This is a genomic window from Comamonas granuli NBRC 101663 (assembly GCF_000739995.1).
Taxonomy (GTDB): Bacteria; Pseudomonadota; Gammaproteobacteria; order Burkholderiales; family Burkholderiaceae_C; genus Simplicispira; species Simplicispira granuli.
On record NZ_BBJX01000006.1, the window covers coordinates 234,480 to 249,089 of the forward strand.

Here is a 14,610-nt window from a genome sequence, read left to right on the forward strand (position 1 = left end):
GTGCCTAGCGGCGCAGGCGCTCGCGCTCGCGCTCGAGCAGGTGCTGGTAGAGCGAGCCGCCGGGCATGGCCAGCCAGACGGCGGCGCCGTGGATCAGCAGGCCCAGGCCCCAGCCCAGCGCCGGGAAGATGGCCCAGGCCTGCGTGCTGCGCGCCGAGACAAAAGCCAGAAACAGGTTGACCAGTACATAGACGCTGGCATGCAGGTACCAGCCCAGCTTGGCGGCGGCGCGTTTGCGCGCCAGGCGTTCGATGCTGTCATCGGTGGGGGTGTCGTGGGACATGGTGTGCTCCTTCAGGGGACAGGGTGTCAGGCCAGGGCCAGGGGCTGGCCCTGCACCAGGCGCCACAGGCGGGCCATGCGCGCCAGCAGCAGGCCGTTGAACACGCCGTAGAGCGTGGCGATCTGCAGGGCAAAGGCGGTGTCGCGCGCCAGGGCGGGCTGCAGCGCCAGCTCCACGCCCACGACGTACTTGGTGAAGAAGATGGCCAGAATGAGCAGCAGCGGCACGGGGCTGCCCGGCAGGTGAAAGCGCAGCCGCGCGGCGTCATAGCGCACGCCGGCGGGTGGGTCGCGGCGCAGCGCCAGGCTGGCCAGCGCCACCAGCGCGCTCGCCAGCAGCCAGGCGGCCAGGGCGCCCGCCCCGGGGTCCGCGCCAAAGGCCGACAGCAGGCCCCAGGCCGAGAAGGCGGTCAGCGCCGCGGGCATGAGGAACATGCGGCGCAGGCCGCGCTGCTGCGGCAGCCATTGCGTGGCGCCCAGCCACAGCAGGGCGGCGAACAAGCCCCCCACCCAGGCGGGCGTGTGGCGGACGATGGACAGCAGCATCTGCGGCTGCTGGGTGGCAATCTGGATCAGCATGGGGGGCCTCCTGGGCACAGTGAACGGATGCCGCGCACTGTGCGCCCGGCCGCGCGGCAGCGCTACCGCCATGCGACGAAGCGCCGCCTGGCGGCGCGAAGGGCGCCGCGCACGGCGCGAACGGCGGCGGCTGGCAGCGCACGGCGCGCGGATAATGCGCGCTTTTGCGCGAACTACAAGGACGCTCGTGGACACTCTGCTGTGGGTCAAAGCCGCCGTCATGGGCGTGGTCGAGGGCCTGACCGAATTCCTGCCCATCTCCTCTACCGGCCACCTGATCCTCGCCGGCGCGCTGCTGGGGTTTGACGATGCCAAGGCCAAGGTGTTCGACATCGCCATCCAGACCGGGGCGATCTTCGCCGTGATCCTCGTGTACTGGCAGCGCATCCGCGCCACGCTGGTGGCGCTGCCCAGCCAGCGCCAGGCGCAGCGCTTTGCGCTCAACGTGCTCATCGGCTTTCTGCCGGCCGTGGTGCTGGGGCTGCTGGCGGGCAAGGCCATCAAGGCGCATTTGTTCACGCCCACGGTCGTGGCCAGCACCTTCATCCTGGGCGGCTTCGTCATCCTGTGGGCCGAGCGCCGCCCCGCCAGCCGCACGCGCGTGCACAGCGTGGACGACATGACGCCGCTGGACGCGCTCAAGGTCGGCCTGGTGCAGTGCCTGGCCATGGTGCCGGGCACCAGCCGCAGCGGCGCCACCATCATCGGCGGCATGCTGTTGGGGCTGTCGCGCCAGGCGGCGACGGATTTTTCCTTCTTCCTCGCCATCCCCACGCTGATCGGCGCCGGGGTGTACAGCCTGTACAAGGAGCGCGCGCTGCTCTCGCTGGCCGACCTGCCGCTGTTTGCCGTGGGGCTGGTGGCCTCCTTCATCAGCGCCTGGCTGTGCGTGCGCTGGCTGCTGCGCTACATCGCCACGCACAGCTTCGTGCCGTTTGCCTGGTACCGCATTGCCTTCGGCATCGTGGTGCTGGTGACCGCGTGGACCGGCTGGGTGACGTGGCAGGACTGAGAGCCGTGCGCCAAACCGGCTCATAATGGCCCGCATGCAGCGCCACTTTTTCCTCGCATCCCTGGCTCTGGGCCTGTCGCTGGCCGCACCGGCCCTGGCGCAGGAGCTGCGCATGCCGCCGCCGCAGCAGGCGCACGGCGGCTACACCTGGGCCCTGGGTCTGTCGCTCAACAATGGCCCGGTCTACCCGGGCAGCGCCAGCCGCAGCACCGGCGTGCGCCCCGTGATCGGGCTGGAGATCGGGCGCTTCACGCTCAGTTCGGGCGGCGGCGGCTCGCTGCTCGACTTCGACCTGGACGCGCGCGACTCCGGCCTGACGGCCCGGCTGCTGCAGTGGGAGCATTTCCGCCTGAGTGCCGGGCTGCGCCTGGACGGCGGCCGCAAGGCCGGCGACGACCCCATGCTGCGGGGCCTGCCCGACATCCAGCGCACGCTGCGCGGGCGCCTGGGCGCGGTGTACGAGTTTCCGGGCCCGCTTTCGCTGCGCGCCAACCTCAGCCAGGACCTGCTGGGCCACCAGGGCGGCGCCACGCTGCAGACGACGCTGCGCTACGAGCACCAGCTCAGCCCGAGCACCGAGATCGGCTTGGCGGCGGGCTTTTCCATGGCTGATGCCACCTACCTGCGCAGCTACCTGGGCGTGCCCGCCAGCGCCGCGGGCAGCAGCACCCCGCTGCCCGCCTACCAGCCCGGCGGCGGCATGCTCAGCACCGAGGTGGCCTTGGAGATCAAGACGGCCATTGCCGAGCGCTGGGTGCTCACCGGCGGCGTGGGCTACCAGCAACTGCGCGGCGACGCGCGGCGCAGTCCCCTGGCCGTCAAGCCGGACAACTACACCGTCAGCATCGGGCTGGCGTACCGCTGCTGCCGCTGACCGGGCGGTGGCGCAGCACGCGGAACTTGCCCGCCTGCTTGCCGGCGTACATGGCAGCGTCGGCCTGCTTGAGCAGGCCGATGGCGTCGCTGCCGTCCGTGGGGGCCAGGGCGTAGCCTATGGTCAGGCCCACCGGGAATTCCTGCCCCCGCAGGGCGAAGGGCGCGCGGAAGGACTCCAGCAGCTTCTGACCCATCTCGTGCGCCTGGGCCGGGCTGTCCAGCGGGCTGACCACGACCACGAACTCGTCGCCGCCCAGCCGCGCCACCAGGTCGCTGCTGCGCACATGGCCCTGCAGGCGCCGTGCCACGGCCACCAGCAACTCGTCGCCCACGTCGTGGCCGTACTGGTCGTTCACGGGCTTGAAGCCGTCGAGGTCCATCACGTACACGGCCAGCAGGTGCCCGGGGCCGCAGCGGGCCAGGGCCGCCGTGAGCGCCAGGCTCAGGCCGCGGCGGTTGGGCAGGCCCGTCAGCGGGTCGGTGTGCGCCAGCGAGCGCATGGCGTCGCGCTCGCTGCGCGCGCTCTCGGCGGCGGTGCGCAGCGCCTGCGAGCGCAGCCCCAGCACGCGCATGAACAGCAGCATGTCCAGCGTGGCGCCGAACTGGAACGAGTGCAGCGTCCAGAAGTTCACCGGCACCCAGCCCCGGATCACGCCGATCACTGTCGCCGTGGCCGCGAAATACACCAGCCAGGCCAGCAGCAGTGTGCCGCCCACGGCGTCGCCCTGGCGCAGGCGCCGCACGGCCCCGGGGATGCCCATGAGCGCGGGCACCAGGCCCAGGATGCTGACGATGCCCGTGAGCACCCGGGTGTCGTAGAGGTCGAGCGCAAAGGTGGCGGCCAGCAGCGCCGTGCCGCCTGCGCCCCAGCGCATCGCGCGCATCAGGCGGTTGTGCGGGTCGCCTGCCGCAAGTGCCTGGCCGATGAACAGAAAGGAGCCGCAGGTGGCCATGAGGGCCGAGAGGCCGCTGGCGTGGCGCTCCAGCCAGAGGTTGCCGGCCCACAGGTACTGCGCGCCCACGCCGAAGAACTGCAGCGAAAACAGCAGGCTGCCCGAGATCAGCAGCGCGTACTGCAGGAACAGCGGATCGCGCAGGCTCACCCACTGGGCCAGGCTGTAGACCAGCAGGCACAGGGCCAGGCCGGTGAGCACACCCTGCAGCATTTGCTCGTTCAGCGCGCGCTCGATCATCCGGGGCGGGGTGTTGAGCGTGATGGGCAGGATCATGGCGCCCTGCGCCTGCACACGCAGCAGCAGCTCATGGCGCACGCCCGGCTCCAGGTGCAGCACCATGGCATGCGAGCGGCTGTGCAGCAGCCGCTGCTCGTACGGCACGGTATTGCCCAGCGCGCCCTGCTGCACGATGCGCCCGCCCGCGGCCAGGTAGACGTCGATGCGGTTGAGCGGGGCGTAGTCGATGTTGAGCACCCAGCGCGGGCTGGCGCCGGGCGCCAGCTCCAGGGCGGCGCGCAGCCAGACCGCCTCGGGGCGCACGCCCAGGGTGCCCTGGGTGGGCGGCATGGGCGCGAAGGCCGGTCCGCCGGCGAGCAAGTCTGCGGCCGTGTACGTGTGCTGCGGGTCGGGCAGCATGGTCAGCGCGGGCCAGACCTGCTGCGTGGGCTGGCCGTCGTCGAGCAGCAGTGCCGGCGCCTCAGCCCGGGCGTGCGGCACCCGCAGGCACAGCGCCAGCAGCAGGCACAGCAGCACCCGCCAGGCCGTGGCTGCGCCGTGGACAAGGGGCCGCGGCTGGACGGACGGAGGGCGCATGGGTGGTGGCGGTGGTGGTGGAGCAGGCGGGTCCGGGGCTGCCGTGAGAAAGTGTAAGAGAAATGGCCGGAATCGGCTGGGCGCCGCCACGCGCCCCTGGCGCCGCGCTCGGGCGGGCGCGCCGCCAGGCGGCCGGGGGGTCAGCCCGGGCCGGCCAGCGAGTCGAGATTGAGCAGCGCGGCCTCGATGGCGGCGGCGGCCACCAGCGGCTTTTCCATGGGAAAGAGGTGCGAGCCGTCCACCATGGTCATGCGCCCCTGCGTCACGCGCTGCACCAGCGCCGTGCCCACCTGGCGCAGCTCGGCCGAGCCGCGCGCGCCGATGAATGCCGCCGGGCAGCGCAGCGGGTGGCGGCGCAGCAGGCTGCCCAGGTGGTGCGGCATGGTGTTGTAGATGTCGGACTCCACGGCGCGGTCGAACGCCAGCACGCGCCGCTCGCCCTCGTCGTACAGGCCGTGGGTCACGTAGTCGCGCAGCACCTGCGGGTCCCAGCGGGCAAAGGCCTTTTTCTTGCGAAAGTGCTCGTAGGCCTCGTCGCTGCTGGCCCAGCTGTTGCGCCGCAGGCGGCTGACGCGCGCGGGCGAGAGGCTCTCCATGATGCGCGTGCGCTTGGCCGCGCCCACGGTGGTGGCGCGCCAGCCGCTCACCAGGGGCGAGTCGATCATCAGCACGCCGCGCGCCAGCCCGGGGTGCATGGCCGCCGTCATCACGCTCAGGATGCCGCCCAGTGAATGCCCCACCAGGTACACCGGCCCCCCGGCGGCGCGCACCTGTGCCTGGGCGAATTCGGCCAGTTGCTCGACCAGGTGCGGCCAGTTGTTGGTCACGGGAAAGCGCGGGTCGTGGCCGAAGCGCTCGACCGCGCTGATGTCGAAGCCGCGCTGCTCCAGCGCGTTCAGCAGCACACGGTAGGTGCCCGAGGGAAAACTGTTGCCGTGGGAAAAAACGATGGGGAGCATGCCAACACAAAGACCTGCGCAAGGCGCAAGCCAAGAGAAAAAAAGCAGGTGGCTATGGTAACGGGAACGCAACGGCAGTTTGCGTCAGGTAACTTCCCAAAATGCCTCAATCAGATCGCCGTCGGCGTCCACCAACCACCACTCGATCACCACGTCCCGCTGGCCCACGCCCAAAACGCCCAGCAATCCGCGTGGTGCGCTCAGGCGCGGGCAGCGCCACAGTTGGTCGCCCGGTTGTGCCATGGCTTGCACCTTGGCGCGGATGCTGGCGGGCACCTCGGGGCTGTGCACATCGACCCGCCGGTCTTCACCGTCACCGATATCTGCGGGGGTGGCGGGGATGGGGCGCATGGCGGGCTCCTGGGTGAAGGCGTTGTTACGCGGCGCTGCTGCGCTGCAGGTTCAGCGCCAGCAGGCGGCGCAGGATTTCGTCGTCGGGCATGTCTGCCGTGTAGTCCGCCCAGCCGTAGGCGGCGGCCACGGCGGTGTCGAGCTGGGCGTGGGCCGCTGCCAGCCAGGCGGGGCGCAGGTTGTACAGGTTGGTCAGCGTGCGCTTGGCCAGGTCTTTTTCGAAGCCGGGCTTGGGCACGGTGCGGTCGGGGTAGGGCGAAGTGGCCAGGCCCAGCGGCACCACCTCGGGCACGGTGTCCGTCCACTCGGGCGGGTTCAGCCAGGCCTGGCGCAGCTGGTGCAGGCGCTGCGCGGCCTGTGCAATCGCGGTGGCGGCCTGGCGGGGTGTTATGTTTTTGATAGCTGCTGGCGCTTGCTGGGCGAGCGCTGGAGGCTTATTTGGCTTGAAGTTTTCAGCTGGCAGGGCGTCGGGCAGGTCGGCCGGGATGAGTGCGCCGCCTTCCACCGCTTCGGTACGCTGGTGCGCCGTGTCTGCCGGGGTGAGGCCTGCGGGGAAGGGGAAGGTTTCGAAACAGGTGGTGGGGGTGTAGCGGGGGCGGTCTTCCAGCGAGGTGCCCATGCGTAGCGCCCAGAGTTCGTGGAAGCGGCTGTGCAGGATGCCGAAGGTGGTGTCGTCGGCGCGAGCGATGACGGTGAGGTTTTTGTCAGCCACCGTTGTCATGGGCAGCAACACAAAAATTCGGTGTTTGGCAACCTCTGGTGTAACGATGAACCGTGGCAAGCCTTGGATGGCTGAGCGCATGACGGGGCGTGACCACTGAAACAGCCAATAGCACTCATTGGTTCGAACCTCACGTTTCCCAACGCGCGTCGGCTTGACGTGAAGGGTGACGTGCTCGAACGGTTTTTCAAACAAGGAGGCCTCGCCTGCTTGCATGTCGGCACCGAAGTCGACGATCCACATGTCGCGGTTCCGTCTCGTTACGTCCAGCCCATTGAACCATGGGCGCACCACGGCACTATTGGGCTGGCCGTTGGGGTTGGGCATACGCAGCCATTCACGGGCGACATCACCGGGAATTTCGAAAGGGCCTGTTTTCTGAATGCCGACATAGGCAGTTGCCCCATTGGCTGACAGAGCTTTGGCGCTCGTGAGGCTGGCGTTTTCGGCTCCAGTTGAGTCCACGTTGGTACTGGTCAGGTCGGCATGGATCGTTGCCACATCCGCCCCATCCAGTCGCGCCAGTTGTTCGGCCTGCCCAAACGCCACCAGCGACACCCGTACCGCCGCGCCCTCGTTCACCCACGGCTCATCACTCCAGGCCTCGAAGATGCGCGTCTGCGTGCAGATCGCATCGAGCACCTTGCGGTTGGCGCCGCCCCGAATGGAATTGGTGGTGACCAGCCCGGCGCGCTGCAAAGCCCCAGCCGCCATCTGCGCGCGGGCCTTGTCGAACCAGTAGCACACCAGATCGGCGCCGCCGGGCACACGGCCCTCGTAGGTGCTGCGCAGTTGGCTGGTGTAGGCGTCGCCCAGTTCGGCGCGCATTTTCTTGTCGCCCAAAAACGGCGGGTTCCCCACCACCACATCGGCAGCGGGCCATTCGGCTTCGCGGGCCTGGGCACCGTCCCAGGCCAGCAGGGCGTCGCGGCATTCGATGTGCTCCAGCGTGTCCAGCACCGGGTTGGTCTTGAAGGGGTAGCCGTGGGCCAGGCGCCATTGCAGTTCGCCAATCCAGACGGTGACGCGGGCGAGTTCGGCGGCGTATTCGTTCAGCTCGATGCCCAGCACGTTGTGCGGGCCGGTCACCAGGTCGGCCTCGCGGTCCAGGCCCAGCTCGGCGGCTTGCAGGTGGCTGTGGTGCTCCACGTCTTTCAGGCACTTGAGGGCGAGGTACAGAAAGTTGCCGCTGCCGCAGGCGGGGTCGAGCGCGCGGTAGTGCTGGAGCTCGTCCAGCCAGGTGATGAAGAGCTGGTGGGCAGCGCGGTAGTGCTTGTCGCCTTTTTTGGTAATTTTGGCCGCTAGCGCCCGTATTTGTTGCGCTACTAGCTCCCATTTTTGTAGCAATGGGCGGCGGATGACCGGGTCAATCAGTCGTTCGATGGTGGCGGGGTCGGTGTAGTGCGCGCCGAGCTGGCTGCGTTTGGCGGGGTCCAGGCCGCGCTCGAACAGGGTGCCGAAGATGGAGACGTCGATGGCGGTCCAGTCCAGGTCGGCGGCGCGGCGCAGCTCGGTCAGGTCCTGGGGTTGCAGCGTGGGCACGGCGATGGTCTGGAACAGGCCGCCGTTGAACCAGGGGATGTCGTCCACGCCGTAGAGTCCACCGCTCTGCATGGTGGTGAAGAGCTGCGTGAGGCCCTGGGTGAGGCGCTCTGGGCTGGCCTGCTTGTTACCCAGCAGGCGCTCGAACATGCGCCCCGGCAGCAGGCCCACGTCTTCGGCAAAGAAGCAGAACAGGCATTGAGTGAGGAAGTGGGCTACCTGGTTGGCCCGCTGTTGCGCGCTGGCGGGGCTTTCGTCGGCTGTGCTGGCGCGCTGGCGCAGGCTTTCGGCCAGGGCGGCAAAGCTGCGCGCGGCGGCTTCAGTGATGTCGCGGTTGGTCTGGCGCGGCTTGAAGCTTTCGGGGGCCTGCCAGATGCGGCGCAGCAGGGCCAGGTTGCCCGGCTGGTCCATCTCGTCGATGGAGACGGTGTGCGTTTCGCTCGGGTGGCCGGTGAACTGGGTGTGGATGCGGATGGAGAGGCGATCCGACACGACCAGGATGGGCGGGTTGGACAGCGCCAGGCTGTAGGTGAGCAGTTGCTTGAGGGCGGTGTCCAGGTTCTTGCCGGGGGCCTTGTTCTCCCACGCGAAGACGCCGCGCATGAAGACGTCGGCATAGCCGGTCTTGCCGCCGACGATGTGGCTTTTTTCTTCGAAGCGGTAGCCCTCGGCGCTGCCGGGCTTGGGTACGCCCAGCAGTTCGCACAGGTCGAGAAAGTGGCTTTGCGCGCCTTGCTCTTCGTTGAGCGTATAGGCCGGGCCGGGCACGCCACCCGGCGCGCCCCATTTGGCGATGAAGTCTTGGGGGGTCATGGGGGCATGGGCAGAGAATAGGAATTCAGTAGCCGCGCAGCAGCATGTCGAGCGCGGTTTCTATGGCCAGGGCGTCGGTCTTGGCGGTCCCCACGGGCTGGCGCAGCTCGCAGGCATGGAAGACGGCGATGCCAAAGGGATGCACATGCACCGTGCGGCCCCGGACGGCCACGGGCGGGTTGAGCCGCTCCGTCATTCCCGGAAACGCATCGGGAAGGGCCAGCGGAACGCACACCCGCTCGACAAAGCGGTGGAGCAGGTCGCTCTGGATTTCCATGACATAGGGGAATGCATCACGGTCTTCTGCGATGGGGTTGTCGTAGATGTCCAGACGCGCCATAGTTTTTATTTCTTGGCCGCGCGCCATTGGCGCACGCGCTGGGAGTAGGGCTGGCGCTCGGCAGCCCAGGCGTTGTATTGCGCGATGCGGCTGGCGTTGTCGTCAGACCATGTGGGGCTGGTGGAAGACGCAGCCAGGTAGGCCGGCGCCTCTTCCTGTGCCAATGGCACCACCTTGACCGGCAGCAGGGTGATGGTGCCATTGGCGGCGGTTTGCACGTCGAACAACTGGCCCGCATACTTTTTGCCCAGCGAGATTTGGCCGCTGGCGCCGACTTCCTTGAGCATGGTACGTTCCCTGGGGTGATTCATGCCATCATGCGGCATGATGGCGGTGCTGTCAAAACCAGCGTCGGCGGGCGTCAGCGGGCGAAAGGCGGCCAGCATGCCGCGCACCGCGTCCGCCGGGGGTGTACCAAGGCATGGGCACGCACAGGCTCAATGGGGGAGCAAACCCTTGAGCTGGTACAGCGCCTCCAGCGCCTCGCGCGGGCTGAGCTGGTCGGGGTTGATGCGCGCCAGCAGCGCCTCCACCGCGCTGGGGGTCTGCACCGCGGGGGCGGGCGGGGGGGCGAACAGCTCGACCTGCAGCTCGTCGGCGCGGGAGCGCTCCTCCAGCGCGGCCAGGGTGTGGCGCGCGTGGTGCAGCACGGCGGCGGGCATGCCCGCGAGCTTGGCCACCTGGATGCCGTAGCTGCGGCTGGCGGGGCCGGCCTGGATTTCGTGCAGGAAGACGATGTCCTGCCCGTTCTCCACGGCGCTCACGTGCAGGTTGACGGCATGGCGCGCCTGGGCGGGCAGCGCGGTCAACTCGAAGTAGTGCGTGGCAAACAGGGTGAAGGCGCGCGTCTTGTCGTGCAGGTGCGTGGCGATGCTGCTGGCCAGCGCCAGGCCGTCGAAGGTGCTGGTGCCGCGGCCGATCTCGTCCATCAGCACCAGGCTGTGCGGCGTGGCGGCGTGCAGGATCTGCGCGGCCTCGACCATCTCCAGCATGAAGGTGGACTGCGCGTTGGCCAGGTCGTCGGCCGCGCCGATGCGTGTGTGGATGGCGTCTATGGGTCCCAGGCGGCAGCTTGCGGCAGGCACGTGGCTGCCCATGCTGGCCAGCAGGACGATCAGCGCCACCTGGCGCATATAGGTCGATTTGCCGCCCATGTTGGGGCCGGTGATGATCTGCATGCGCTGGTGCGCATGCATGCGCGTGTGGTTGGGGATGAAGGCGCCGCTCGACGTCTCCGCCAGCCGGCTCTCCACCACGGGGTGGCGGCCGGCGTCGATGTCGATGCAGGGCTCGGGCACGAATTGCGGCGCGCACCAGCCCAGGGTGAGCGCGCGCTCGGCCAGGCAGCACAGCACGTCGAGCTGGGCCAGGGCCTGCGCCACCTGCGTGAGGCGGGGCACATGGGGCTGGAGCTGGTCGAGCACCTGCTCGTAGAGCCACTTCTCGCGCTGCAGGGCGCGTTCCTGGGCCGACAAGGCCTTGTCCTCGAAGGCCTTGAGCTCGGGGGTGATGAAGCGCTCGGCGTTCTTCAGCGTCTGGCGCCGGCGGTAGTCGTCGGGCACCTTGTCCAGGTGGCTGCCCGTGACCTCGATGTAGAAGCCGTGCACCTTGTTGAACTGCACGCGCAGGTTCGGGATGCCGGTGCGCGCCTTCTCGCGCGCTTCCAGCTCGAGCAGGAAGCCGTCGCAGTTGGTCTGGATGGCGCGCAGCTCGTCGAGCTCGGCGTCGAAGCCGCTGGCGATCACGCCGCCGTCGCGCACCAGGGCGGCGGGCTCGGGGGCGATGGCCGCCTGCAGCAGGGCGGTGCATTCCGCGGGCGGCTGCAACTGGCTGAAAATTTGAGCCAAATAGGGCTCCGACGCTTGCCCGGAAAGCGCAAGCAGCTCTGCTTTTTGTAGCGTCAGCCCCAGGGCCACGAGTTCGCGCGGGCGCACCTGGCGCAGCGCGGTGCGCGCCGTGATGCGCTCCACATCGGCAAGGCCCTTGAGCTGCCCGCGCAGCGTGCTCCACGGCGCGGCGCTGGCGCCGGGGGCGCCGCGCAGGGCGGCCGTGGCGGCCAGGCGCTGGCGCGCCTGCTGGCGGTCGCGCCGGGGTTCGAGCAGCCAGGTCTTGAGCAGGCGACTGCCCATGCCGGTCATGCAGGTGTCGAGCAGCGACAGCAGCGTGGGCGCGTCCTCGCCGCGCAGGGTCTGGGTCAATTCGAGGTTGCGCACCGTGCTGGCGGGCAGGGTGATGAGCTCGCCGCTGCGCTGCACCTGCACGCTGTGGATGTGCGTGAGCGCGCGGCCCTGCGTGTGCTCGGCGTAGTGCAGCAGGGCGGCGGCGGCGGCATGCGCCTCGTGCAGCTCCTGGGCGTCCCAGGCGTGCAGGGTGGCAGCGCCCAGGTGCTGCAGCAGCGTGCGCTCGCCCAGGCTGCTGTCGAACTGCCAGTCGGGGCGCGGCGCGATGGGGCAGGCGGCCGCGCCGCTGTGGCGCAGCTGCTGCAGGAGTTGCTCGAAGCGCTGCGTCACGCCTGCGCTGTAGATCAGCTCGCTGGGTGCGATGCGCGCCAGCCAGCCGCCGAGCTCGTCCTGCGCGCATTCAGCCAGGTACACGCGCCCCTGCGTGACCGACAGCCAGGCCAGGCCGCACTGCGCGCGCTTGCCCTGGTGCACGGCCAGCAGCAGGGCCTCGGCCTTGTCGGGCAGCAAGGCGCTGTCGGTGAGCGTGCCGGGCGTGACCACGCGCACCACCTTGCGCTCCACCGGGCCCTTGGAGGCGCCCACCTCGCCCACCTGCTCGGCAATGGCCACCGACTCGCCCAGCCGGATGAGCCGCGCCAGGTAGCTCTCCAGCGCGTGGAAGGGCACGCCCGCCATCACCACCGGCTGGCCGGCCGACTGGCCGCGCTGCGTGAGCGTGATGTCCAGCAGGCGCGCGGCCTTGTGCGCATCCTCGTAGAACAGCTCGTAGAAGTCGCCCATGCGGTAGAGCAGCAGCGTGCCCGGGTACTGCGCCTTGAGGGCGAGGTACTGGGCCATCATCGGCGTGTGCGCGGAAAAATCGGTATCGTTCATGCAGACCGTGACAGGTGAACCACCCCGGTGGCGCCGGAGCATGCCGCGGCATTGTCGGCGATTTCAGCCGCTGCCCCGGGGGCGGCGGGGCAGGGTGGCGGGGGCGCTCACTCCTGTGCTTCGCGCTGTGCGATGAGCTCGAGCAGCTCGCGCTGGCACACGGTGATGCCGCGCTGGGCGACGCGGATCACGCCCTCGCGCTCCATGGCCTTGAGCTCCACATTCACGCGCTGGCGCGAGCAGCCCAGGAGCTGGGCGAATTCGTCCTGCACCAGCACGATGCCCAGGGGGATTTCCTCGCCGGGCTGCGGCTGGCGCGGCCCGAAGCGGCGCATCAGGTGCAGCAACTGCTTGGCCAGGCGCGCGCGCAGGGGCAGGGTGGCCATGTCTTCCATCATCCAGTAGAGAAAGCGCATGCGCCGCGCCTGCAGCGTCAGCAGCGCCTCGCCGAACTCGCTGTGCTGGTGCAGCAGTTGGCGGAACACGGCTTCGGCCACGCACAGCATGGTCGTGCGTCCATGGGCGTGGGCGTCGTAGGTATTGGGGCCGCGGTGCAGCACCTCCGCTTCGCCCACCCAGATGCCCGGCTCCACGTAGGCCAGCGTGACGCGCTGGCCGCCGGGCGAGGTGCGCCGGAAACGGATGGCGCCGCTGGCGCAGGCGAACCAGTGCTGCGCCAACTGTCCCTGCTCGACGATTTGCTCGCCATGCGCGTAGCGCCGCACCGAACCCAGCCGGAAGATGTCGTGCTTGAGCGAAGGGCTGAGCGCCGAGAACCAGCGGCCGCGGTCTATGGCCTGGCGCTCCTCGGGGCTCAGAAAGGGGTGTTCGGAAGGGCGATCGGTGCCTGGGTGCATGGCGCTGGCCGGAGGGCGAGGCAAAAGGCATTGCACGGGCAATGGTTCCGCCTTGCACGGGGGGGTGCGTTGCATTCTAATGGCCCATTTCCGACGGTTGCGGCAGCGCCTCCGGGTATTCCCGTAATTTGTATCAGACATGGCGCAAAGTGGTTACGTTTTGTCATACTTACACTGGCCCCGTTGCGCTGGTGACGCCCTCCACCCCAGGTTCTCAAAGGCTATCGCGTGACCGCTACCCCGTCCGTGCATCAGAACAAGACCCCCGCGGTCGAGCCCTCGGCCTTGCTGGCCGTGCAGTCGGGCATGCAGGCGCTGCTCGACACGGTGCCTGTCGCATTGCTGGGTTTCCAGTTGCAGGGAGCGGAACTGCGCCTGGTCTCGGCCAATGCGGCGGCGCGCCAGCTCAAGGGCCTGCGCATGGCGCGCAGCCCGGGCACGGCGGTGGACAAGGTGTTCGTGCTCTTGTCGGCGACCCACCTGGCCGAAGACCTGCTCGCCGTGGTGCGCACGGGTGAACCCCTCGATTGCCGCCATGTGCTGCGCGAGCGCGGCCGGCTGGTGCTGGCCTGGAAGATCCATGCGCAGTGCACGGGCATCGGCAGCGTGCTCGTGACGGTGCAGGACATGTCCGAGGCCGAGATCCTGCGCGCCCGCCTGGAGCATGCCCAGGCCCTGCTGGAGGATGCGCAGCGCGAACAGCGCGAGCAGACCCAGGTCTACGGCGCCATGGAGGGCCTGGCGCGCACCGGCTACTGGCGCCGCATCTGGGACGCGGGCGAGACCGTGCTGCTGTGGTCTGCCGGCCTGTGCGACATCGCCGGCTTCGAGCAGCAGGAGTGGATCAGCTCCGAGCGCGCCCTCAGCGGTATCCTGCCCGAAGACCTGCCCACCTTTCTGGCGGCGAACAAGGCGCGCGACGGGCGCGACTTCGAATACCGCTGGCGCCGCCCGGACGGGCAGGTGCGCTGGATGCGCTCGCGCGTGAGCGGTCGCACCAGCGTCGATGGCGTGCTCATGGAAATGGGCGTGGTGCAGGACGTGACGGAGGAATACCGCGCGGCCGAGCGCCTGCGCGAGCAGCTCGACTTCATCCAGCGCATCGCCAGCAACGTGCCCGGTTTCATCTACCAGGGGCGCCTGCGGCCGGGCGGCAAGCTCAGCCTGCCCTATGTGAGCGATGCCGTGCAGGACATGATGGGCGTGCCCGGCGAGCACGCGCGCCACAGCATCCGTACCCTCCGGGGCAGCGTGCTGCCCCAGGATCGGCCCATGCTGCTGCGCTCCCTGCAGCGCGCGCTGCGCAACCGCGAAGCCTGGCAGTGCGAATACCGCGTGGTCGATGCCGAAGGCCATGTGCGCTGGCACATGACCAGCGCCACGCTGCAGGAAGAGGGCGACGGCACCATCCTGCTGCACGGCTACGCCCTGGACATCACCGACCGCAAGCAGG

Annotated in this window: 13 protein-coding genes; 3 read left to right on the forward strand and 10 right to left on the reverse strand. The window is 69.3% G+C overall.

Translation table 11 applies throughout. The annotated features are described in order from the left end of the window. Positions 1-4: 4 nt before the first annotated feature. Together CGR01S_RS08605 and CGR01S_RS08610 are read right to left on the reverse strand one after the other, a co-directional pair. A complete protein-coding gene (locus CGR01S_RS08605; RefSeq protein WP_042425231.1) occupies positions 5-283 on the reverse strand; it encodes a 2TM domain-containing protein in 279 nt (92 codons plus the stop codon). Between the two features lie 26 nt (positions 284-309). Further along, positions 310-861, reverse strand: a complete 552-nt coding sequence (locus tag CGR01S_RS08610) for a DUF6622 family protein (protein WP_042425234.1) — start codon at positions 859-861, stop codon at positions 310-312. Positions 862-1,048: 187 nt separating this feature from the next. Here CGR01S_RS08610 and CGR01S_RS08615 point away from each other — a divergent pair, with 187 nt between their 5' ends. Together CGR01S_RS08615 and CGR01S_RS08620 are read left to right on the forward strand one after the other, a co-directional pair. After that, complete coding sequence (locus CGR01S_RS08615; protein ID WP_042425238.1) at positions 1,049-1,873, forward strand: undecaprenyl-diphosphate phosphatase; 825 nt, start codon at positions 1,049-1,051, stop codon at positions 1,871-1,873. Positions 1,874-1,907: 34 nt separating this feature from the next. Beyond that, a complete protein-coding gene (locus CGR01S_RS08620) occupies positions 1,908-2,747 on the forward strand; it encodes a MipA/OmpV family protein (RefSeq protein WP_052382523.1) in 840 nt (279 codons plus the stop codon). Here the strand turns inward: CGR01S_RS08620 and CGR01S_RS08625 are convergent. The 8 genes from CGR01S_RS08625 to CGR01S_RS08660 all read right to left on the reverse strand — a co-directional run bounded on the left by CGR01S_RS08625 (position 2,713) and on the right by CGR01S_RS08660 (position 13,157). After that, positions 2,713-4,518: a diguanylate cyclase gene (locus tag CGR01S_RS08625; RefSeq protein ID WP_042425241.1), complete on the reverse strand. Its 1,806-nt coding sequence runs from the start codon at positions 4,516-4,518 to the stop codon at positions 2,713-2,715. The genes CGR01S_RS08620 and CGR01S_RS08625 overlap by 35 nt on opposite strands. A 140-nt stretch (positions 4,519-4,658) precedes the next feature. Beyond that, positions 4,659-5,477 (reverse strand): alpha/beta hydrolase, encoded by an 819-nt coding sequence (locus tag CGR01S_RS08630; RefSeq protein WP_042425244.1) that lies wholly within the window; start codon positions 5,475-5,477, stop codon positions 4,659-4,661. An 84-nt stretch (positions 5,478-5,561) separates the two neighbouring features. Beyond that, positions 5,562-5,828, reverse strand: coding sequence for a hypothetical protein (locus CGR01S_RS08635; RefSeq protein WP_042425247.1), 267 nt, complete (start codon positions 5,826-5,828; stop codon positions 5,562-5,564). Positions 5,829-5,853: 25 nt separating this feature from the next. After that, positions 5,854-8,904 carry a class I SAM-dependent DNA methyltransferase gene (locus CGR01S_RS17100; protein WP_042425251.1) on the reverse strand — a complete coding sequence of 1,017 codons (3,051 nt, stop codon included), beginning with the start codon at positions 8,902-8,904 and terminating at the stop codon, positions 5,854-5,856. A gap of 25 nt (positions 8,905-8,929) precedes the next feature. After that, positions 8,930-9,244: a CcdB family protein gene (locus CGR01S_RS08645; protein ID WP_042425254.1), complete on the reverse strand. Its 315-nt coding sequence runs from the start codon at positions 9,242-9,244 to the stop codon at positions 8,930-8,932. Positions 9,245-9,249: 5 nt separating this feature from the next. Continuing rightward, positions 9,250-9,555, reverse strand: coding sequence for a hypothetical protein (locus CGR01S_RS08650; protein WP_156967530.1), 306 nt, complete (start codon positions 9,553-9,555; stop codon positions 9,250-9,252). Between the two features lie 126 nt (positions 9,556-9,681). Next, positions 9,682-12,300, reverse strand: coding sequence for a DNA mismatch repair protein MutS (gene mutS / locus CGR01S_RS08655; RefSeq protein ID WP_042425260.1), 2,619 nt, complete (start codon positions 12,298-12,300; stop codon positions 9,682-9,684). Positions 12,301-12,407: 107 nt separating this feature from the next. Beyond that, the gene (locus tag CGR01S_RS08660; RefSeq protein ID WP_042425263.1) at positions 12,408-13,157 is read right to left on the reverse strand and encodes a Crp/Fnr family transcriptional regulator; all 750 of its coding nucleotides are present in this window, start codon (positions 13,155-13,157) and stop codon (positions 12,408-12,410) included. A gap of 228 nt (positions 13,158-13,385) precedes the next feature. Between CGR01S_RS08660 and CGR01S_RS08665 the strand changes: the two genes are divergently transcribed. Further along, positions 13,386-14,610, forward strand: a 1,225-nt coding sequence (locus tag CGR01S_RS08665; RefSeq protein WP_156967531.1) for a PAS domain-containing protein, incomplete at its 3' end; no start/stop codon positions are given.

Coding starts and splice junctions, on each gene's coding strand:
- CGR01S_RS08605 (WP_042425231.1), bottom strand. CDS start 283: ATGTCCCACGACACCCCCACCGATGACAGCATCGAACGCCTGGCGCGC.
- CGR01S_RS08610 (WP_042425234.1), bottom strand. CDS start 861: ATGCTGATCCAGATTGCCACCCAGCAGCCGCAGATGCTGCTGTCCATC.
- CGR01S_RS08620 (WP_052382523.1), top strand. CDS start 1,908: ATGCAGCGCCACTTTTTCCTCGCATCCCTGGCTCTGGGCCTGTCGCTG.
- CGR01S_RS08625 (WP_042425241.1), bottom strand. CDS start 4,518: ATGCGCCCTCCGTCCGTCCAGCCGCGGCCCCTTGTCCACGGCGCAGCC.
- CGR01S_RS08630 (WP_042425244.1), bottom strand. CDS start 5,477: ATGCTCCCCATCGTTTTTTCCCACGGCAACAGTTTTCCCTCGGGCACC.
- CGR01S_RS08635 (WP_042425247.1), bottom strand. CDS start 5,828: ATGCGCCCCATCCCCGCCACCCCCGCAGATATCGGTGACGGTGAAGAC.
- CGR01S_RS17100 (WP_042425251.1), bottom strand. CDS start 8,904: ATGACCCCCCAAGACTTCATCGCCAAATGGGGCGCGCCGGGTGGCGTG.
- CGR01S_RS08645 (WP_042425254.1), bottom strand. CDS start 9,244: ATGGCGCGTCTGGACATCTACGACAACCCCATCGCAGAAGACCGTGAT.
- CGR01S_RS08650 (WP_156967530.1), bottom strand. CDS start 9,555: ATGAATCACCCCAGGGAACGTACCATGCTCAAGGAAGTCGGCGCCAGC.
- mutS (WP_042425260.1), bottom strand. CDS start 12,300: ATGAACGATACCGATTTTTCCGCGCACACGCCGATGATGGCCCAGTAC.
- CGR01S_RS08660 (WP_042425263.1), bottom strand. CDS start 13,157: ATGCACCCAGGCACCGATCGCCCTTCCGAACACCCCTTTCTGAGCCCC.